The sequence below is a fragment of the Paenibacillus physcomitrellae genome (assembly GCF_002240225.1).
GTDB lineage: Bacteria > Bacillota > Bacilli > Paenibacillales > Paenibacillaceae > Fontibacillus > Fontibacillus physcomitrellae.
In genome coordinates this window covers 3,624,656-3,644,958 of sequence record NZ_CP022584.1, presented here as the reverse complement: position 1 = coordinate 3,644,958, position 20,303 = coordinate 3,624,656, and the positions used below count along the sequence as shown (strand labels likewise).

The following is a 20,303-nucleotide window of genomic DNA, read 5'->3' as shown; positions in this document are numbered from 1 at the left end:
TGTTTATACATCTGACAACCAAGGGACGTGAGCCCGCAGCGTGTTTACGATGTTATAGGATGTTAGTGCTTTCTCCGAAATACAAATACCATCATTCACTTTTAACTATCGCCCCCGTTAGTTCAGCCCCGTTGACTAATTGGGTAATGCAAATTACCTTACGAGCCTAGTCATCTAACCGTTTGGTAGCAGAGACCAATGGCTCCGGAATCGAAAGTTTTATTTTCGATGAGTTTAAGATTGGTCTTCTCTTGGAGTCCTTGAAACAATGGCAGCCCGCTGCCGATCAGGACAGGAGAAACCGTAATTTTGTACTCATCGATTAGATCAAGACCCATCACGTGGTGCGCAAACCTGGGACTGCCGAGGATGACTATATCCTTGCCTGGCTGTTGTTTGAGGTTCCTGATCTCTTTCTCAACATCTTCCTTTACCAGTCTGGAATTGTTCCATTCGACATTCTCCAGCGTCGTGGAAAATACGATTTTGGCTGTCTTTTCGATCCACTCGGCATGATTCCGTTCATATTGCGAAGCTGATGGGTTCGAAGGCACAGATGGCCAGTAACTATGCATCATCTGATAAGTTCCACGTCCCCAAATGACAGTGTCGGCAGTACTGAGAATTTCTTTCGCGTGTTTCTCTAAATCAGCATCGTAGGAAACCCAGCCAATGTCCATTTCACCGTTCGGCCCTTCTACAAAACCGTCAAGTGATGCGTGCAGAAATAGAACGAGTTTTCTCATTTTCAATTCTCCTTTGTTTATATGATGTAATGTATTGACTACAAGATCTCGTATAAAGGTTAGGATTGTATGTTTCATTGCTAATACCCCTAACTTCTGCCGGACCGAGGGACGAATGTCCCGATGCGTCAATACGTTGTTATGCGATTCTTCCGACTTCATCGAACCTACTAATTATCAAATAACCCTCTGCCGATCAAATTTGCAGTAACCGGCTTCACGCCAATTTCCCTTGACCATATAGATAATTGACCGATGTGATGGATCTCGTGGGCGATCACATGCCGCATCACTTCGCCGTATTTATGGGGCTCCCTGTCCCCTTCATCCGTAATATCAATCATAATGCATTCTTCTAGACTGTCATTCCAACCATAAACAAATGGAGCTAGTTCCTCGTGGCAACGGGCGGAAAAGTCTTTTAACTTCTTTAAGCTTGCCACTTCCTTGAATTGTGGGATATTAATCGCTTTTTCTTGTATTCCACCACATATCCAGCCATACTCGACTGCCACTATGTGATACAACGTGGGGAGAATGGACCCAATACCGCCAGTGCGTTGGTTCAATAATTCTTCTTCCCTTACAGTTCCACACCAATTAAACCAATCCCTGCGAACTTGCCAGTTATATTCGAATAGTTTTAACATGCGGTAGCCTCCTAAAAAAGATACTCATTCCATTCGGAATCCTAACTATATCTGATTATTGATTGCATACTGCTCCTCTGAGAACGCATTCTATCAGCTCTTCGGAGGTTTCACATAACGTTAACGTTCCCGCATCTATGACACGCCCCGGCCTTAGATAGCTCTTATCTTAGACCGGGTCGTGTGTTGTCTGAATTTACGCCTGTGAGTTTACATTCTCATATACGGCTTTGTTTCCTATGTATTCTAGATAAATATAGTATTTTAACGGTATTTAATTATGTCATATATGTTATAATTTTCTAGTGCAATATACGGCTATAAGGGCGGTCGGCTAATCTCCCTGAAGGGAGGTGATGCCCATGGAGGTCAAAGATGCACTTTCCTTAATGTTCATGTTCGGCATGTTCATTCTGGCATTGCTTACCTACATGAAAAAGAAATAGACCGCCCTGCCTAAGGAAACGGTCTATTCTGCGACCTAACTAGTGTGGCCGACTGCTCTTTATGCAGTTATTATACTTTGGAGCCGTGTTCGCGCACGGCTCTTACTTATTCTGACCTGAGTATAACTCATTTTATAACGCTTTTATAGGATTTATTGATTTTTATTTATATAGGGTCTGTAATGTTGTCTGCTTCTCTGTCAATGCATCTTCAGACCAAAGGACGTCAGGCCCGCTGTGTGAATATGTTGTTAACTGATGTCCCGACTTCGAAGCCTGCCCCAAACCTCAGTCATTATAAATATTCTTTTAAATGTTCTCTAGATCAAACAAGTCTATTTCTACAAGGAATCTCACAATTTGCAATTAATTTTCTTATGTTTACCTAATTCATTATGTACATTGATTGTGTGGACGTGAATCTAAGCACTTTATTGTATATGAGCAAGTATATTAATGAGCTTGCCAAATGGGTCACGGACAAAGAACCGACGAACTCCCCACGGCTCATCAACAGGTCCATATTCTATCGAAAATCCTGCACTCTTCATGCGTTCATACGCTGCATCTAAATCATCGACTTCAATCGAAAGATCAGGCGTAGACGTGTGGGATCCTCCCTCTGAGGCAAAACTAATTTGTATGCTCATCTCCTCCTGCGACCCGTATGTTGCAATCCAACCATGGTCCATTAATAAATCAAGTCCAAGTACGTCCTGATAAAAACATTTAGCTGCAGCGATATCCCGTGTAGCGATATTAGAGACAACTCGTTTGACCTTCATTTCATACCTCCAAGATTGAACTTAAGTTTTTTTAGTATTTTCGGGAATTTCAGCTAACGTTCTTGTATTCACGAGTCCGAGAGGCTTAAAGGAGCTTTAGCGACTGGGTCGGAGACTTAGCCTCGCAGATTGTCTGCTGAACTACTTCCTGAACCGCCTCTTGCAAACCAAGGAGCCGTAGGCAACGCAGCGTGAATACTATGTTATCTGATGGGGATGCCCTCTTCGAAATACTCCCATAATGCAATTATGTCTTTTCTACAATTAGTTCTTTGATACATCTTTTCAATTATGGTACCATATATTTAATAAAGACCAAGTGCGCTAACACTTGGTCCATACAATTGGCTTGGATGGGTAATCCCTTCTTAGTCATTTACGATCGAAAACCCACCTTCGGCGGTCAACCTTGGGGTGGGTTTTTACTTTCTCTTGTTGTTATTATTAATGTAAGTTAAAAGTGCAAGAATGAATGATCCAAATAGGAACATAATCGTAGTGCATCTTTCACCTCCATGGCTTCACCTCCTTTCGAAGGGAAACCATGACCACCCAAGATTCAATTGTAGTTATATTTTACCTTTATTTACATCTGCGTTCTTATATATTGGTTGGGCCTAAGTTTTTTATGGTTTTAATACAATTAGCAGCCCTTTCATGCCACGTTCTCTGTGTTCACGAACCCGAGAGGCTTAAGGGGCGTTAGCCCCGGGTCCGACATACTTAGCCAGTGCAGGGTTGTCTGCTGAATTCGCACCCTCGAAAAACCTCTGCAGACCAAGGGCCGTCAGGCCCGAAGCTATATTGTTAGGTGAAGTTACTTTCATCTTCGTTACAGCCTACGATTTAATTCCCGAAATAACGATTCTATCAGCTCTTTGTTGTTTCTTTCCATTGCTTCAGCAAATCCCTCAACCAATGAACTTATTATTTGCTCTAAATACTGATTGTCCAAATAATAATAAATATCTGGATGCTTATTAAATTGGTAACTTACGATATCTCTTATTCTGTGCTTACTCAACCCATAATTTTTCATTTATTTCCCTCACATATCAAATAATTGCACTATGATTTTCATACTTTTTGTTAATAATTTCAATGATCGTACCAATACAAAAAATCAGTTCATCAATTTTTTCAGTCATGCATATATAATTCCATTTTAACTGGCGAGCTGAACTTAAATTATTACACTCTTCAAAAATTATTTCTGTCAGTTCAGCTTTTTGCTGATCATTTAATGTTACTCTGGGATTTAACGCATCGTCAAAATAAAACGAAAATATAGATCCGTTTTCGTCATCATTACTTACTATTTTACTAGTAATAACTTCTCCGAGATTTTGAATGGTACAAGTGGTCAAATACATTCTGAAAAGCACTTCATTGATTTTATCTTGTATTTCTTGAGATGCTTGATACCGTGATGTTAAATACTCTTCTACAAGTACATAGAAATTACTAAATTCGGTTTTTATATAGTTCGGAACAAAAAGATAACGTGAATCGCTTTTAATTCTTTCCCAAGCATTAAACTGTGGGTGAGGAACTAATGTTTGAGTTCCCTTCTCAAACCGAAAATAATTCGGATAAGGATTTTGTTCTAATATTGATTTTAATTCAATCAACTCATCGTAGAGTGGTTTGTAAGTAACATTCATCTTGACTAAATACGCTTTTGATTTAGATTGTTTATTATTAACATAAACCGCTGCTATAATTGACATGAGGCCCCCTACTAAAGCTCCCAATAGAGATCCGAATATCCCAATAAATCCTGGGTCCTTGAATGATGCCTCCGCCTTACTAATTAAATTTGAATATCTTATTACTACGTATAATGCTCCAATGATAGTAATAAGAAAAAGTGCAAGAACATATTTTGCACCATGTAATTCCCAATGTTTTATCACTCTTATTTTTTTCTTTATTTTCACTTTACGCATCTATCCCTTCAGTAATTTCACCTAACGTTCCCGTATTCACGACGTCACACCACCCTAAGGTCCGAAGGACCGGCCGTGATGCTGTTGGGTGGTGCGGATGTGTCAGCCTGACTGCCTGACTCCACTTCCCTGCCAATCCCCTCGGGCGGACCGAGGAGCCGCCAGGCTCCGAAGCGTGAATATAATGTTAGGTGAAGTTATTGCCTTCGAAGCCTAACTAAAATCCGAATTTAAAAAATGTTCCTTAACTTCAATCGTAGATAACTTAAATATCAACTGTTCATCATAGGGGAAAAACATAAATTTCAGCTTATGATAGTCTGCAAATGAAAGTAGTACTCTAAGATGAAGTTGGCTAACTCCTCTGACTAACCCACCAGCTCTATTAGAAATCAATTCTGCTGTCTTTTTTGAAGTAAACAAATAAAATCCCTTATCATTTTCGTGAGGTAAAACCATGTATGTACCATTCACTTCACCATCTTGGTCACCCATTAGAGTCCAAAAGGGTTGGCCTACAACCTTTTCATTAGGTAAAATAACAGCAATTTTAGCAGCCACTACTTTACCTAACAAAGGAAGTTCTCCCATCGATATTAGTTCTATTCCATAATGCGATGCAATTGTTTCCGCCCCTTGCTGAAATCCACTTGATGAAACCATGATTCCGGTACAATTATCTAAATCTAAAAGCTTACCATAGAATTCCTGAACGTTTCCTTTGGTAATTGGTCTAGTATGGTTCTTACATTCAATAACTACTTTATGTGTTACCCCAACTAATTCAAATTGATAGAAAGCATCTATTTGATGTTTTGCACCTGACTTTCCTAATATCTCAATATCTCTTAATACTTGAATCTCCTTCCCTTCAAGGAATAACAGTTGTTGATACACGTATTGTACAAGCTCTTCAAAGCTCTTCCCTTTGTCTTTCATTTTTCTTTTAAAGTTAAGCAAAAATTCCCCCTCCGAATTTATGATGTATTTATATTATTATTTGCAAGAATTTCGCCTAACGTTATTGTATTCATGAACCCGAGAACCTTAAGGCAGCCACAGCTGCCGGTCGCGACGCGGTTAGGTTCGCAGGGTTGTTCGCCTGAATCCACTTCCAGCTTCATCCTCATCGGGCGAACCAAGGGCCGACTGGCCCGCAGCGTGAATATATTGTTATATGACGTCACAGACTTCTTCGATTAACTACCAATGAATGTATCCTGACTTCTTTAAGATCTTATAGGTCATTGAATTCAATTCATTTATTGGCTCTTTTAAACTAAAATACTTCAATTCAAGTCCTTCATTATCATTGATTGTTGGAATCCCAGATACCTTGTGGGCTTCGTATACTATAATTGCATTATAAACTTCATCGCCATGAGGATATTGATAGTACATATCACTTCCAGATAAGACCGTTATAAATTTCAGTTCTTCTGCATTGAGTCCAGCTTCTTCATATAATTCTCTATGTCCTGCTTCTTCAAAAGTTTCAGCTATTTCTAAGGCTCCTCCAATAACTCCCCAATCTCCTGTATCCGTTCTTCTTTGAAGCAATATATTCTTTTCTTCGTTCAATACGATAACCGTCACACCAGTCAAAATTAAAGGTCGAGTACCGACCAATTTCCGGAGTTCTGAAATATATCCCATCTAGATTCCTCTTTCTAATATTCATTTGTCTGTGATGTCATATAACGTTCTTGTATTCACGAACCCTCACTGGCTTAAGGGGCGTAAGCCTCGGGTCCGACGGACTTAGCCAGTGCAGAGTTGTCTGCTGATTCTGCTTCCTCGAAATGCCTCTTGCAGACCTAGATCCGTCAGGCCCGGCGCGTGAATACGGTGTTATAGGATGTTCCGGCCTTCTTTGGGTTGCTACAAATATGTCCTTAGGCTTAATGCAAGTTCTTATTCAAGTTCTTATTCAAGTTCTTATTCGGATCCTTATTTGAGTTCCTTAATCATGTTCTTCATTCATAGATTTATTTTTCGGGTTTTCTTCGTCTTATAGGTATGGTATTATTTGTATAAGAAAACCGAGTGCTGAGAACACTCGGTTATACAATTGGCTTGGATGGTTTATTCCCCTCTAAGTCATTTAAGGAACAAAACCCACCTTCGGCCGTTAACCTTGGGGTGGGTTTTTACTTTCTCTTGTTGTTAGAATTAATGTATGTTAAGAGGGCAAGGATAAACGTTCCGAAAAGGAACATTATTGTCAATGCATCTTTAACCTCCATGGCTTCACCTCCTTTCGAAGGGAAACCATGCCCACCCAAGATTCAATTGTACTTCCTTATTCTACCACATATAACAACTCATCAATAGAATGTTTGTTCGTATTTATGTTTTAAATATGTTTTGCCGGAATTTCTTATAACGTTGTTGTATTCACGAACCCGTAGGGTTGTCTGCCTGCTTCCACTTCCTAGAATTATCTACTGGCAGACCCAGGGCCGAACGGCCCGCAGCGTGAATATATTGTTATAGGATGTCAACGCCTTCTTCGATCTAACTTTCACAATGCCTTAATCTATCTTTAATTTAATAATCTCTTCATAAGTCATATTAATTCTTTTTGATTTTTCTAATATTTCTATATGAAATGATGATAATTTAAAATTACCATAAATGTGTTTATCATTAATATGTCTGCAATAACTTATGATATCAACAAGTTGAGTAAATATAGAATAATTGCTGTCAGCATAAAAGACTTCCCCAAAAATATTTTCTGAGTTCTTTATGCTTAGAAAATCTGGATTTACATGTCTTATAATATCAGTAGACTTAACCATTCCAGACATGATTGATACTTCTTTTGAATTTATCTTATCCATTACAGGGATTATAGTTTCTCGTTCCAGTACTGGTTGAAGAATATTAACTAAGCTGCCCCAACATAATCCCAGAAGGTTTTTATCTTGACCGAAAAACTTATCTGTTTGCTCATTAATAAAATACCCTACTCTGTAGATATTGATTTGGAATGAGTTAACAATTGAAATTATCTCATCAATAATGTCTAACTTAACGTCATCCGGATAGTCTCTAAGTAAATTACTTCCATGTAGTTCAGGAATATTCATATTAATAGTGCCTATTTCAGGAGAAATGAATTTATTCAACATGTTATAGAATTCAGTTCTCATCTTTGGATATTTACCGACGGGTATTAGTATCCCCGTCAATGAAGAAATTTTCAATTGAGATGGCTTACACTCATCCATAAAAAATAGATTCATATGATTCTCCTAGTTTTCAATGTATTGCGCTGATTTCCTATAACGTTCCCGTATTCACGACGTCCCACCGACTTAAGGCTCCGCCAGGAGCCGGCCGCGATGCGGTTAGTCGGTGCGGATGTGTCCGCCCGGATCGGCGTTTAGCTCGATCCGTTTCTTGGTGGGCCGAGGGGCGAATGCCCCGAAGCGTGAATATTTTGTTAGACGATGCCTCTAACCTCTTCGAAATCCTAACATCATCTATTATCTAAATGTTTCAGTTCTAATTCTTCTATTCCTATTTGCTTTCCTGCTTCAGTCAGTCTATATCCAAACTGCATTACTTCATTATGTGCAAAATATATATATTCAACTTCTGGCTCATCCTTAAATACAACTACTGCAAAAAACGCGGGCAACATCTTCCCCCAGACACCTTCGACGAATTCGATCTCTTCACTATTATAATTTTGCTTCTCTAGTAAATAGTCTGTCACCCTATTTGCATATATAATCTTGTTCACCTGTACATAAGTAATTGCAGCTGTGATTAGTAAACACACAAGCGTTGTTATAATAATCAAAATTACCTTTGTTTTCTTTTTCATAAATTTTTCGTCCTCATATTTTGAAGTCAAGAACTCGAGAGGAAACAAGATTTATGATCTGGCAAGTTAACTCAAATAATTATGTTGCTGACCGAAGAGTAGTTTTTGTCTTGCTTCATTGAATCTTTCACTTCTCTGAGATTACTATCACATCAGCATTCCAGAGGTTTCGCCTAACGTCTTTGTATTCACGAAACGACCCAGCCTTAGATAGCTCTTATCTTAGGCTGGGTCGTTTGTTGTCTGAGCTTCTTCCATGATTATACATCCGACAACCAAGGGGCGATAGCCCCGCAGCGTGAATACGGTGTTAAGCGATGCTTCGACCTCTTGGATTACATCCCAATTATTATTGGAATTTCTTCGATTCCGAGCTCACTTCGTGCAGTCTTTGTATACGCCGGATTTGCTTCGGTTCCGAATTCACTTCGTTATAGTCCTTGCATTCGCCGGGCTTGCCTCGGTTCCGAATTCACTTCGTTATAATCTTTGCATTCGCCGGGCTTGCCTCGGTTTCGAGTTTACTTCATACATTTCTTGTTTTTGTAGATGTTATTATGAATTCTATATTCTTTCGGAAGTTTCGCTTAACACCACTTATCCGAACTTCGTATAAATAACCCCTAACCCCTTATCTCCGAACTTCACAAATACCCCTAACTCCGGAATATCTGCGAACCCTCTCATCCCTTATAGATTTCTTCGTCCGTTCCTTAAGTTCCTTTTTTCCCAAAATTCACCTTCACCTTCCATCCCGTTCAGTTTCCTATCCCGCCTTGAGTAAAAAAGAAAAAGGCTGCCGCTCTCCGCAGAGAACAACAACCTTCTGATTATCAGATTCGTCTTTTCTTTTTCACTTTACGTTATTCGTGCAGCTCCATGCTCACGCTTGGCCTCGATTCATAACGGTAGTCGAGCATTTGCATAATCATTCCGGTTCATCGCAGGGCGGTAATCCCATCACCGCTCACCAATTAACTCAACGCGCCCCGCGCTCCTCACGGCCAAGCATCACCATAAACCAGCCTACACCAACAATGCCGATCACGCCAACCAGGCCCAGAATTAAAATGTACCAAAAATGTTCATTCATATCCGCTCGCCTCCTTGTTTATCAGACTCACAATTTGATTTACTCCTATTATTACCATTAACCGGTTTGGCCTATGCAGTAAACATTTTTTTGTTGAAGTTTATATTTCTTGACTCCCCACTATACAACGTGTATAATATATATTTAGTATGTTAACGCTTTTTAATTCCTCATTTGGCTTTAACCCTCCTTGAATACCGTTTCCGGTATATAAATTCCTATTTGATGAACCCTAAGAGTATGGATTTTAAGCAGTTTCTGATTCACACTGGCGCGGTCATCGGAGCCGCAAGGACAGAAGAGAGGTAGGGCTTTTGTTGTTTTAGAAGTTTGAGATTGAAGGTTTTAGCCTTGGAAGGAACCATGTGCCTTTTTACGTGTACAGAAGGTACGGTTAACTATACACATCAGTAAGCGTCAGCCAGCAGTTTTGGTTGGCGCTTATGTCCATTTAAGGAGGATTTACGTTGGAGGAACAGCAATATCAGCAGAATCATAAAGCCTGGAACACAGGCACCTACGCCGCCTGGTCGCAGCGATTTGGCACGCCGGAGGAGGCCGCAGCCAAGCTGCGCAGCGCGCCGGAGAAACGGCTCGGTAAAGTGTTGGACTATATGGGCGATGTCAAAGACAAGAAAATCATCAATCTGATGGGCTCCGGTGGCAACAAAGCGGTAGCACTTGCTTTGCTTGGCGCTGACGTGACGGTCGCCGATTTCTCGGAGGAAAACAAGCATTACGCTTTGGAGCTCGCCGCAGCCGCGGGAGTTCCCCTGCATTACATCGTCTCCGACGTGCTTGCTCTCCCGGAGGGAACGGTCACCGGTGACTACGACATTGTGTTTATGGAGTTTGGCATCCTGCATTATTTCACCGATCTGGTTCCGCTGTTTGAGGTGGTTCGTTCCCTGCTCGGCAAAGGCGGCAAGCTGGTGCTGCAGGATTTCCACCCCGTATCGACCAAACTGATCTCCTCCCGTGGAACCACAGCCAATATCCGCAAGCACAAGGTGGACGGCGATTATTTCGATACCGAACTGAAGGAAACTGAAATTTCCTTCTACAAGTTCCTTCCGGACAATAGCAGGCAGCCAGAGGTGCAGAAAGTAAAGCTGCGCCACTGGAACTTGGGTGAAATCGTCACGGCCGTAGCGACCGCCGGTTTGTTCCTGCGTCTGCTGGAGGAACTGCCGAACCTGTCATCCGACGTCTTCGACAAGGGCATTCCCAAGACGTTTACACTGATAGCGGAAAAGCTCTAGCTTCGTATCTGTTCTACAGCATATGTTCTACGGTCTACGGTCTACGCCTTCGTGCCCTGGACTTCGCCCTTCTTTAGAGTGACGGCCGGCCTGGTTTGGCCTCTACCTTGCACCTTTTCCTGAATCCCGCACCTGCAGATTGCAGATTAAAAAAATAAACAGCTCCTTCCGCCTGCCGTCCAGGCCGCGGGGAGCTGTTTGTTTTTTTTGTATAACCCTATTAACTCAACTCTCACTTCTTACTGCACACTCAGGTTATCCCAGTTCGTCTGGAATTGCTCGAACATTTCCTGCTTATCGATTTTGCCGCCGATATAAGCCTGCATCGTGTTCGCAAGCTCCTGCGGCATGCCGTTCGGCATCCGGGCCCAGTTCCAGGTGAGCGTCTTGCCCGCATCCGTGTATTTGAGAATTTCAGCTCCGAGCGGACCAAGGTCCTCTTCGGTACCCTTGATGCTATTAAACGCGGGAATAAATTTGAATTCCTTGGTGATGTATTTTTTTCCCGTATCGGATGTAACCAGCCAGTTCAGAAAGTCCTTGGCCTCCTGCTTCACCGGCGACTCCTTATCGATGACCCAGTTGTTCGGCACGCCTACGTACAGCTTATCGTTGTCCTCGGGCGTATTGTCGATCGGCATCGGCAGGAACCCCAGCTTGAGATCCGGATTGATCCCGTCGAGCTGAACCTGCGTCCAGTTCCCCTGCTGCATCATGGCAGCCTGACCACTTGCGAACATCGTCACCTGGGTGTTGTAGTCGGTCGACAGCGGATTTTTGTTGCCGTATTTCAGCGTCAAATCCAGCAGATTCGCCCACTCCTCAAACACCTGGTTCCCCGCAAATTTCTCCGTGCCGTCGGTCAGTCCCTGAATGAAAGCGCCCGGGGCCTTCTGCTGCGCAAAAGCCACATTGACGTTGTGATTACCGAGCACAAACCATTCCTGATAACCGTTGGCAAACGGAGTAACCCCGATGGCCTGGAGCTTCTTGCACGCTTCCTCCAGCTCATCGATCGTCATCGGCAGCTTGGTAATGCCCGCCTTGGCGAACAAATCCTTATTGTACATAAACCCGTAACCCTCCAGGTTCATCGGCATGCCGTACAGCTTCCCGTCCCGGGTCATCGGCTCTCTGGCCACGTCCTTCACATCCTTGACCCAAGGCTGGTCGCTCAAATCCTCCAGATAGTCGAACCACATGTCACGTTCCACATAACCGCCCACGTTAAAAATATCCGGCTTGCTGCCCGAAGCAAATTTCGCCTTCAGCGAAGCCCCGTAATCACTGCCCCCGCCGACGGTCTGGATGTCCAGCTTGATGCCGGGATGCTCCTTCTCATAATCCGCTTTGAGCTTGTCCAGAGCATCCGCAATTTCCACCTTGAACTGAAAAATATGAATCGTCTTCGTGCCGCCGGCCGTACCAGCCTCACCACTGCCGCTGCTGCTGCAGCCAGCCACAGTAAGCACCGTTGCCAGCAGCAGACTGCCCAACTTGAACGCTCTGCGCACCCTGTTATTCACCTGCACCTCATATCCCTCCGTTCGCTCCATCCCGTTCCTCACCCCCTAGTTACGAGGGGATTGCCGGAAGGGTTTGTCCGTTTGGCTTTCCAAAGTTCGATAGCATAATCATGCATTATGGTTCACGATTCCTATAACCCGATAACCTTCACCCGGCAGCCTCTTCCTTCATACCTTTAATCGTTCACTCGCTTAATCACTTATTCCCTTAACCATCCCGCTTCCTCATCCTTTTACCGACCCGGTCGACACACCTTCAATAATGTACTTCTGCATCACGAGGAAAAAGATCACCACAGGCGCAATGCCCAGCGTCAGCGCCGGAAGCGCCAGATCCCACTGCTTCGTGTATTGGCCGAAGAAGGCGTAGGTGGCGATCGGAATCGTCGCCAGATTCGGACTTTGAAGAATCAGATAAGGCATCAGGTAGTCATTCCAGATCCACAGCGTATTCAGAATAATGACGGTAACGATGATCGGCTGCATGAGGGGCAGCACTATCCGGAAGAAAATGCCGTAAGGCGAACTTCCGTCCACCTTGCCCGCTTCCTCAATATCCACCGGAACGGATTTCACAAATCCGTGGAACAGAAACACCGTGATCGGCGCCCCGAAGCCAAGGTAAGCGATGATGAGACCCAACGTACTGTCCATCAGCGACAGGCCGCTCAGCACCTTCACCAGCGGAATCATGATCGCCTGGAAAGGAATCACCATCGCCGCCACAAAGGCAAGATAAAGAAGTTTATTGAACCGGGTTGGCCTCCGGACCATTTTATAAGCGGCCATTGCACAAATCAGCGACAACAGCAGGTTGCTGACCACAGTCACGATCAGCGAGTTCAGGAACGCCTTGGGGAACTCGGTAGCCTTCCAGGCCTCCCGGTAATTGCTCCAATGGAACGCCGCCGGCCAATTCGCGGAATCTGTCAGGATGCTGCCATATTCCTTGACCGAATTGACGAGCAGGAAGTAGAACGGCACCAGAAACAGCAGACCCAGCAGCACGATAACAATCTCCACTACTACCATGGACGCGCTGTAGCCGCCCCGCAAAGATGGGGTTCTCATGTTTCTCATACCTCCACCTCCTTCCGTTTGGTGGCCCATACCTGAAGGACGGAGATCAAGGCAACCACGATGAAGAAAATGATCGCTTTCGCCGAACCCATGCCATAACGGCTCAAGGTGTAGGCTTCGTTATAGATGTTCAGCGCCACGGATTCAGTAGCCTTAAACGGCCCGCCTTTGGTCAGCGACAAGTTCAGGTCAAACAGCTTAAATGACCACGAAATCGAAAGGAACAAACAAACCGTCACCGCAGGCATCACCATCGGAATCAGCACATGCCGCAGCACCTGCCATCGGCCTGCCCCGTCAACCCGAGCCGCTTCCGTCAGCCCTTTAGGCACATTATTAAGCGCTGAAATATAAATCACCATTAGATAACCGGCATTCTGCCAGACGAAGACAATCACAATGGACCAGAACGAGGTGCTTTCCGTTCCCAGCCATGGCAGGTTGAAGAACGACCAGCCCGTAGCCTGTCCGATGGAGGCGAACCCCCGCACAAAGATAAACTGCCAGATAAAGCCGAGCAGCAAGCCGCCGATGACATGCGGCATAAAGAAGACCGTCCGCATCACATTGCGCGTAAACAGCTTGCGCGTCAGCACATAAGCCAGCACAAACCCGAGCAGATTCGTCAGAATCAGCCCCAGCACCGTAAACCTGAAGGTAAACCAGAACGCGTTCAGAAAGGACGGGTCCTTCGTGAAGATGTGGACATAATTGCGTATGCCCGCCCAATCCGCATGCTTCGCAATGCCGTTCCAGCTTGTAAAGGAATAATACAACCCTAGCAGGAACGGAACGGCTACAATCACTGCAAAAAAGACAGCTGCAGGTCCCACAAAGATGAATTGCTGCGCCAGCTCGGAAGCCCTTCTCCGATTCATCTTCATCACCTCATTTCGGATTAGTCACTGTTCAACATGTTTACCCGTCCTTTGCTTGCTTTAATCTCTTACGCCGAAACTTTGAAAGCGGTTTCTGACTAATTTAGGCAAAAAAAAGAACATCCTCTGCCCTCCTTCAGGACGGGAAGATGTTCGGATCATGGCTGGCTGCCTCAGGCCAGTCATGCCGTTCTAATTAAAGATAGCTACTCAAAAGCTATTATTCAAAAGGGGATGTGTTAAGAATAAGCCGGCAAGCTGAAAATAGAATGATAAGAACCTTAAATTTTCCTAAAAAAATTCTCAGGCGCTCTCCTTTCCGGCCTCCCCCTTAATATTGGGTCCAGTAGCGGGTCCGGCTCTCTGCATTCCCTTGTGAAAAAAGCTGCCGGGTTTCCGTCCTTCTCTCTTCCGGTTCCCGGCTCTGCAGCAGGACAATATCCTCCGGATTCGGCTCATGTCCGGCGGCCCGCTTTAGCGTCCGTACGGTTTCCGCGCTCCACGTCCACGCAATAAACCCCTTCTCCTGCAGCTGTCCCAGCGCGGCCGCAAGCTCCGGCTTCCTGCGTCCCGTCTTCCGCTCCAGCTCCGGCCAGTTCGGCATTCTCCGCTGCTGCGCGGAAAAGTTAAACAAGATCCTGAGCAGCTTACGCTGCAGGTCTGGAAGCATTCGTCATCACCTCTAAACAGGAACATTTGTTCTTATTATATAGGAACTAACGTTCCCTTTTCAACCCCTGTTTATACCGGACCGCTCCACCTGGAAGCATAAAAAAGACGCCCCTCAGGGCGCTTTCTCAACCAAGTCGGGATAATCGAATATTCATTCGATCCTCCTTGGGTAAACCGGTTAATAAGCGGTCCAACCGGCATCTGCCGTAATGACTGTTCCGTTCACGAAGCTGGATTCCTCCGAGGCCAGGAATAAGGCAACCTGTGCGATTTCCTCCGGCTTGCCGTTCCGCGGATTCAGAGCCATGCCAAGACCTTGTCTGGAAGCGCCAAACGGGTTGATATTCGTCATGCTCGAGCCGATGTTCGTCTCCACGCCGCCCGGCGCAATGGCATTGCAGCGAATGCCGTTTTGGGCATACATGAAGCCGGTATTTTTCGTGAAGCCGATCACGGCGTGTTTGGAAGCTGTATAAGCGGCACCCGCCCGTGCGCCGTAAAGTCCGCCTGCGGAAGCGACATTCACGATCACACCGCTCTGCTTCTCCAGAAAAATCGGCAGCACCTTGCGGGTTGCCCGCATCACGCTAGTCGTATTAACCGCAAATACCCGCTCCCAATTGGCGTCCACAATGTCGCCTGCCGGCTCGAAGTTGTCCATAATTCCGGCGTTATTGATCAGAATGTCAACCGTACCGTACGTGCTGACCGTCTTGTCAACCAGCTGCTGGATGTCCTCTTCCAAAGCTACGTTAGTTTTGATGGCTGTCGCTGTTCCGCCATTTGATGTAATTTCCTGAGCTACACTTTCGGCTCCCTCCACGTTCAAATCGGAGACGACCACCTTGGCCCCTTCCTTGGCAAATAAAAGGGCAATTTGCTTACCCATACCGGAAGCTGCGCCTGTTACGATAGCTATTTTATTTTGAAGTCTCATGCCAGAACCTCCTTTAATTTGTGCGAGCATCTGTAATCGCTTACGCCTATATCCCTATTATAAATTTGTCTGAAGTCCTGTTACAATAAACACGTCAAGGGCAATTTGTACAATATTGTTCACATCAATGTTCAAATTATTGTTCACATTTCGGGCCAGCTGTTGAATGAACGAAGGCGGTGAGCGAAATGGCCAGTATCCCGGCTGCGGATAAGAGGATCAGAAAATCGCGGCAGGCTTTGAAGGAAGCCCTGCTTGAGCTGCTGAAGCGTTATTCTTTTGAAGAAATCACCATCACGCAAATTGTGCAGCATGCCGATGTCAACAGAGGAACTTTCTACAATAATTATCAAGAGAAGGAGCAGCTGCTGGAAGAGCTTCTTCAGGATGTGCTGTCCGATCTGCTCCGGGCTTACCGCAGTCCTTATATGAATTGCTCCAAATTCGAAATTCACCGTCTTCAGGCAGATGCCGTAGAGATCTTCAGGCATGTGTCTGAGCACGCTAACTTCTACCGTGTCGTCTTAGGCTCCGATTCTCTGCCCGGCTTCGAGCGTAGAATATTCGCTTTCCTAAGGAGCATCCCCCTTCAGGATCTAATCCATCCGGAGGACTGGACGGTTACCCAAGAAAAGCCAGAAAGCTCGAAAACCGCGAGTTATCCTGGAACTCTGGGCGGCTCGGACGCAACGGGTGACTCTGGAATCCCGGCAACCAGCCGGATCCGGAAGGACGATTTCGAATTGTGGGGCAGCTTCTACGCTTCGGGTCTGATCGGTATGATCGGGTACTGGATCGAAAATGATTTTGCCCAATCCCACGAATATATGGCTTGCCAGCTTGTCGATCTGCTCAACCGGGGGAGCCATATGGCTCTGCTGCCTAGAGGCGGAATTTAAGAGACCAGCCCCACAAATGTGGAGCTGGTCTTTGTTTTGTGGGACTGGTGGTCCCTGCTTTGTGGCTGTACTCTGCCTTGAATCCTGTTCAGGTCCTTAAGCTTAATAAAGCATTGAGTTATTTGGACGCAGCCTTTAATTCGCTTTCGACCACCCACTTGTGGTTTTTAACCTCAGGCCCGCCCGTTGTCGGTTTATAATCCACCATATATACAGTCGTAGGTTCAGCCGACTCAATGACCCCTTTGGCACCTTTCATTCCTTTCATATGATCGGCTTCGATCGTCACTTGGGTGCCTGGCTCCAGCACGGTGCTGCCGGCATCCTTGATTTCCTTCTGGATCACCCACTTATGATTCTTAACGGGCTCCCCTCCAGTAGTCGGCGTATAAGTCACCGCATAAGCGGTTGTATCATAAGCGCCAACGACCGTAGCTTCCGCTCCTTTCATCCCTGCCATATGATCCGCTTCTAGGATGACCTTGGTACCGGCCGGATAAGTCGGATTCGCCTTCGTCTTCAGCCCCTCCGGCAGACTGCTCCCGGAATCATGCATGTCCGAGTCATGCCCTTCCGAATCCTGCTGGGCCGCTGATACGGCTGCGGCAGGTGCCGAAGCCGTGCTGTTCATGCTGTTATCCTTCTGATCCTGGCAGCCGCTTAGAAGCAGCGCAGCGGCTCCCAGCAATGCGAAGTATTTTTTCATATCTGAACACTCCTGTCTTCAATAGTTTATGTTCCGTACAGCCAGCAATAGTATACCCATATAGGGTATATCATCAAACAAGCCCGTTCCTCCCATGGCAGTAAATTCCTTAAAATTGAATTGACAGCTCAAATAGTGGTATTTTAACATAACACTATAAAATCACCGGAATGGAAGATGTTTATGATCGAACAATTGCGAAAGCTGGGCCTTTCCGAACTTGAGGCGAAATGTTATCTGGTTCTGCATCAGAAATCCCGCTGCTCCGGTTATGAAGTTTCCAAGCATGTCTCGGTGTCGCGAAGCAATGTATACGCCTCCCTTCGCCTTCTTCATGAGAAAGGCATTTGCCGTATGCTCAAAGGCGATCCGGTCCTGTTCGAGGCCGTGCCGATCAAACAGGTCGTTAAGCTGCTGCAATCCGACTTTGACCGGACCGCCCGGATACTCGTCAGCGAATTGGAGGCTCCGCCAAGTGCTCCGCCTTTTTTCGCCAACTGGAAAGGGGAGAAGCTGATCCGTCAGGCGATCCGGCGTTTGATTGCCAATGCGGAGGACAGCATTTTGGTAGATGTGTGGGCCGAAGATCTGCATCAGTTCGAGACCGCGCTGCTGGAAGCGGAGCAAAGGAAGGTGTCCGTTCATCTGATCGTCATGGGAGAATGCCACACCACCCTTCGGCATGTCACGATTCACAGCAGGCCAAAAGGAGGGGCCGGTTCCATCCGCCACTTTACTTTGCTGGCCGACAAACAAAGCGCCCTTGTCGGAAGCTTCGGAGCCCAGGCCGAGAATTCCGTGCTTGAAAGCAACCACCCCAGCATCGTGGATCTGCTCAGCAATGCCTACCGGCATGATGTCATCATGCTGCGCATTGAGCAGGACTTTGGGCCTGAGCTGACCCTAAAGTATGGGGAAGACTATCAGAAGATCAAGCAGGAGCATCCCGAGATCCATCATTCCATACCTAGCAGGAGGAGTTTATCATAGCCGCTTCGAATCCATCTGTCATAAGAACCAACCGCTCCTATCGCCACTTGTGGCTGGCGCGGATTTTTACAACCACGTCGTTTCAAATGTTAACCATCGCAATCAGCTGGCAGATGTATGCCTTAACGAACGATGCCTTCAAGCTCGGGCTGGTCGGCCTGGCCGAGTTCATTCCGATGCTGCTGCTCACGCTGATCGCGGGCCAGGTAGCGGACCGTTTCGAGCGGCGCAAAATCATTTTCATCTGCCAGCTTATCGAATGCGGTGTGGTGGCTCTGCTCGTTATCTCCACCCTCGGCGACTGGATTCAGAGCTATCATATTCTGATCGCCGCCGCTATTTTAGGGGCCTCCCGCTCGTTTGAGAATCCAACCAACTCTGCTATGGTTCCCGATCTGGTGGATAGAGAAGAACTGCCGCAGGCCGCGGCCTGGTCAGCATCAGCCGGTCAAACCGCCTCCATCGTGGGCCCAGCCTTAGGGGGTCTGCTGCTGTACTGGGGGCCGTCCGCCGTTTATTTTACGTCCATAGCCGCACTGCTGATTTCGGCTTTCTTGATCTTGTCCATCAAGGCCAAACGAACCGTCCGCAAAGCTGAAGCTATTACCATGGATTCGCTGTTGAACGGCCTCAGATTTGTATTCAACCGAAAAATCATTCTCGGCACCATTTCACTGGACCTGTTCGCCGTCCTGCTCGGCGGCGCTACAGCGCTGCTGCCGATCTTCTCCGATGATGTCCTGCACACCGGAAGCTGGGGACTGGGCCTGCTGCGGACCGCACCGGCGGTTGGGGCGCTGCTGATGTCCCTCGTGCTGACCCGCTATTCGATCCAGCATGCGATCGGCAAATATTTGTTCAGCTCGCTGGCCATCTTTGGTCTGGCTACGGTTCTGTTCGCAGTCTCCAAGAACCTTGCCCTCTCCCTCTTCGCCTTGTTCCTGATCGGCGCGTCGGACGTAGTAAGCGTGGTTATCCGCTCTACGCTGGTCCAGCTCAATACGCCACAGGAAATGCAGGGCCGGGTGAACGCCGTCAACATGCTGTTTATCGGCACCTCTAACCAGCTCGGCGAATTCGAATCCGGCACTATGGCCAAATTGGTCGGTCCGGTGACCGCAACGATTATCGGCGGCATAGGGACGCTTGTCGTAGCGGTGCTGTGGATGTATATGTTCCCGGCGCTGCGGACATTGAAGACTTTCTATGATAACAGCTCCGGGCTGCAGGAGAAGGAAGTCCGCCAGGTCTGACGGGCTGCACTTCCTGATTCCACAACAAAAAGGCAAAGCAAGGTGTCCCGCACCTTATGCTTTGCCTTTGCTTTTTTACCGTGAATGGAACGAAATAGTCAATACCCGCTGCGGATAAACCGCAAATGCCATCGCAGGAATAGCGTACCCAAAATGTAAACCGGGATGGAGTAGAAAAGTTTCCAGCCTTTATAAACTAAATATCCAGCCTGCAGGGAAAGCCATTCATAGAACAAAGCGGCAAGGATAACCCCAAGCAGATACCAGATAAAATTCGAGTTCTTCTGAGGAAGGAAGTTGGCTGTAATAATCCCGTAAGACGAAGGTAAGACAGCTTCCAGGAAGAGATCCGCGCCATCTATCTTAGGGTCTACAAAATCATAAAAATCGAAAATGAACCCAAATACCAGATCCGTAAAAACCGTCAAGAAAGACATCCATCCCCAAGTGATATATATTTCCCTGAGAGTTAAATTTTTGGGCATCAACATTATGACCATAATAAAAACAAACAAGCTTATATAGCCGAACCATATTCCCAAGTTCATTCCTCCTCGAAGATAGGGTTTCCTAAAAAGAGGGTTTTATGAATC

21 protein-coding genes and 1 pseudogene are annotated in these 20,303 nt (G+C 46.0%); 5 read left to right on the top strand and 17 right to left on the bottom strand.

What is annotated here, in order from left to right; genetic code table 11:
• Positions 1-170: 170 nt before the first annotated feature.
• Both CBE73_RS16390 and CBE73_RS16385 read right to left on the bottom strand, forming a co-directional pair.
• Positions 171-746, bottom strand: a complete 576-nt coding sequence (locus tag CBE73_RS16390; protein WP_094095137.1) for a dihydrofolate reductase family protein — start codon at positions 744-746, stop codon at positions 171-173.
• Between the two features lie 170 nt (positions 747-916).
• Positions 917-1,396: a DinB family protein gene (locus tag CBE73_RS16385; RefSeq protein WP_094095136.1), complete on the bottom strand. Its 480-nt coding sequence runs from the start codon at positions 1,394-1,396 to the stop codon at positions 917-919.
• A 362-nt stretch (positions 1,397-1,758) separates the two neighbouring features.
• On the opposite strand from CBE73_RS16385, the gene CBE73_RS22580 reads away from it, so the two are divergent.
• Positions 1,759-1,842 (top strand): putative holin-like toxin, encoded by an 84-nt coding sequence (locus tag CBE73_RS22580; RefSeq protein WP_220687457.1) that lies wholly within the window; start codon positions 1,759-1,761, stop codon positions 1,840-1,842.
• A gap of 431 nt (positions 1,843-2,273) precedes the next feature.
• Here the strand turns inward: CBE73_RS22580 and CBE73_RS16380 are convergent, their stop codons facing one another.
• The 8 genes and pseudogenes from CBE73_RS16380 to CBE73_RS16350 all read right to left on the bottom strand — a co-directional run bounded on the left by CBE73_RS16380 (position 2,274) and on the right by CBE73_RS16350 (position 8,414).
• Positions 2,274-2,627, bottom strand: coding sequence for a VOC family protein (locus CBE73_RS16380; RefSeq protein ID WP_094095135.1), 354 nt, complete (start codon positions 2,625-2,627; stop codon positions 2,274-2,276).
• Positions 2,628-3,049: 422 nt separating this feature from the next.
• A pseudogene (gene comI / locus CBE73_RS22485) lies at positions 3,050-3,144 on the bottom strand (competence inhibitor ComI).
• Positions 3,145-3,682: 538 nt separating this feature from the next.
• Positions 3,683-4,576 carry a hypothetical protein gene (locus tag CBE73_RS16370; RefSeq protein WP_094095133.1) on the bottom strand — a complete coding sequence of 298 codons (894 nt, stop codon included), beginning with the start codon at positions 4,574-4,576 and terminating at the stop codon, positions 3,683-3,685.
• 213 nt (positions 4,577-4,789) lie between these two features.
• Complete coding sequence (locus CBE73_RS16365; protein ID WP_094095132.1) at positions 4,790-5,536, bottom strand: restriction endonuclease; 747 nt, start codon at positions 5,534-5,536, stop codon at positions 4,790-4,792.
• 243 nt (positions 5,537-5,779) lie between these two features.
• Positions 5,780-6,232, bottom strand: a complete 453-nt coding sequence (locus CBE73_RS16360; protein ID WP_094093757.1) for an NUDIX hydrolase — start codon at positions 6,230-6,232, stop codon at positions 5,780-5,782.
• 494 nt (positions 6,233-6,726) lie between these two features.
• Positions 6,727-6,822, bottom strand: a complete 96-nt coding sequence (comI, locus tag CBE73_RS22480; RefSeq protein WP_229752580.1) for a competence inhibitor ComI — start codon at positions 6,820-6,822, stop codon at positions 6,727-6,729.
• Between the two features lie 288 nt (positions 6,823-7,110).
• Positions 7,111-7,827, bottom strand: coding sequence for a hypothetical protein (locus tag CBE73_RS16355; RefSeq protein WP_094095131.1), 717 nt, complete (start codon positions 7,825-7,827; stop codon positions 7,111-7,113).
• Between the two features lie 236 nt (positions 7,828-8,063).
• The gene (locus tag CBE73_RS16350) at positions 8,064-8,414 is read right to left on the bottom strand and encodes a DUF3139 domain-containing protein (RefSeq protein ID WP_094095130.1); all 351 of its coding nucleotides are present in this window, start codon (positions 8,412-8,414) and stop codon (positions 8,064-8,066) included.
• 1,560 nt (positions 8,415-9,974) lie between these two features.
• Between CBE73_RS16350 and CBE73_RS16345 the strand changes: the two genes are divergently transcribed.
• Entirely contained in the window at positions 9,975-10,769 is a 795-nt protein-coding gene (locus CBE73_RS16345; RefSeq protein WP_094095129.1) for a class I SAM-dependent methyltransferase, read from the top strand.
• 239 nt (positions 10,770-11,008) lie between these two features.
• On the opposite strand, the gene CBE73_RS16340 is transcribed toward CBE73_RS16345, so the two are convergent.
• The 5 genes from CBE73_RS16340 to CBE73_RS16320 all read right to left on the bottom strand — a co-directional run bounded on the left by CBE73_RS16340 (position 11,009) and on the right by CBE73_RS16320 (position 15,862).
• Complete coding sequence (locus CBE73_RS16340; protein ID WP_094095128.1) at positions 11,009-12,325, bottom strand: ABC transporter substrate-binding protein; 1,317 nt, start codon at positions 12,323-12,325, stop codon at positions 11,009-11,011.
• 195 nt (positions 12,326-12,520) lie between these two features.
• On the bottom strand, positions 12,521-13,327 hold the full coding sequence (locus tag CBE73_RS16335) for a carbohydrate ABC transporter permease (protein ID WP_174704821.1): 807 nt from the start codon (positions 13,325-13,327) through the stop codon (positions 12,521-12,523).
• A gap of 44 nt (positions 13,328-13,371) precedes the next feature.
• Positions 13,372-14,253, bottom strand: coding sequence for a carbohydrate ABC transporter permease (locus CBE73_RS16330; protein ID WP_094095127.1), 882 nt, complete (start codon positions 14,251-14,253; stop codon positions 13,372-13,374).
• 331 nt (positions 14,254-14,584) lie between these two features.
• A complete protein-coding gene (locus CBE73_RS16325; RefSeq protein WP_094095126.1) occupies positions 14,585-14,923 on the bottom strand; it encodes a hypothetical protein in 339 nt (112 codons plus the stop codon).
• Positions 14,924-15,103: 180 nt separating this feature from the next.
• Complete coding sequence (locus tag CBE73_RS16320) at positions 15,104-15,862, bottom strand: SDR family oxidoreductase (RefSeq protein WP_094095125.1); 759 nt, start codon at positions 15,860-15,862, stop codon at positions 15,104-15,106.
• A 188-nt stretch (positions 15,863-16,050) separates the two neighbouring features.
• Between CBE73_RS16320 and CBE73_RS16315 the strand changes: the two genes are divergently transcribed.
• Positions 16,051-16,761 (top strand): TetR-like C-terminal domain-containing protein, encoded by a 711-nt coding sequence (locus CBE73_RS16315; protein WP_094095124.1) that lies wholly within the window; start codon positions 16,051-16,053, stop codon positions 16,759-16,761.
• A 118-nt stretch (positions 16,762-16,879) separates the two neighbouring features.
• Here CBE73_RS16315 and CBE73_RS16310 read toward each other — a convergent pair whose 3' ends face one another.
• Positions 16,880-17,467 (bottom strand): YdhK family protein, encoded by a 588-nt coding sequence (locus CBE73_RS16310; protein WP_094095123.1) that lies wholly within the window; start codon positions 17,465-17,467, stop codon positions 16,880-16,882.
• A gap of 183 nt (positions 17,468-17,650) precedes the next feature.
• Between CBE73_RS16310 and CBE73_RS16305 the strand changes: the two genes are divergently transcribed.
• Together CBE73_RS16305 and CBE73_RS16300 are read left to right on the top strand one after the other, a co-directional pair.
• A complete protein-coding gene (locus CBE73_RS16305; protein ID WP_094095122.1) occupies positions 17,651-18,457 on the top strand; it encodes a TrmB family transcriptional regulator in 807 nt (268 codons plus the stop codon).
• Entirely contained in the window at positions 18,451-19,710 is a 1,260-nt protein-coding gene (locus CBE73_RS16300; protein WP_094095121.1) for an MFS transporter, read from the top strand. Before CBE73_RS16305 ends, CBE73_RS16300 begins: the two co-directional genes overlap by 7 nt.
• A 98-nt stretch (positions 19,711-19,808) precedes the next feature.
• On the opposite strand, the gene CBE73_RS16295 is transcribed toward CBE73_RS16300, so the two are convergent.
• Positions 19,809-20,138 (bottom strand): hypothetical protein, encoded by a 330-nt coding sequence (locus CBE73_RS16295; RefSeq protein ID WP_157739601.1) that lies wholly within the window; start codon positions 20,136-20,138, stop codon positions 19,809-19,811.
• Positions 20,139-20,303 lie beyond the last annotated feature (165 nt).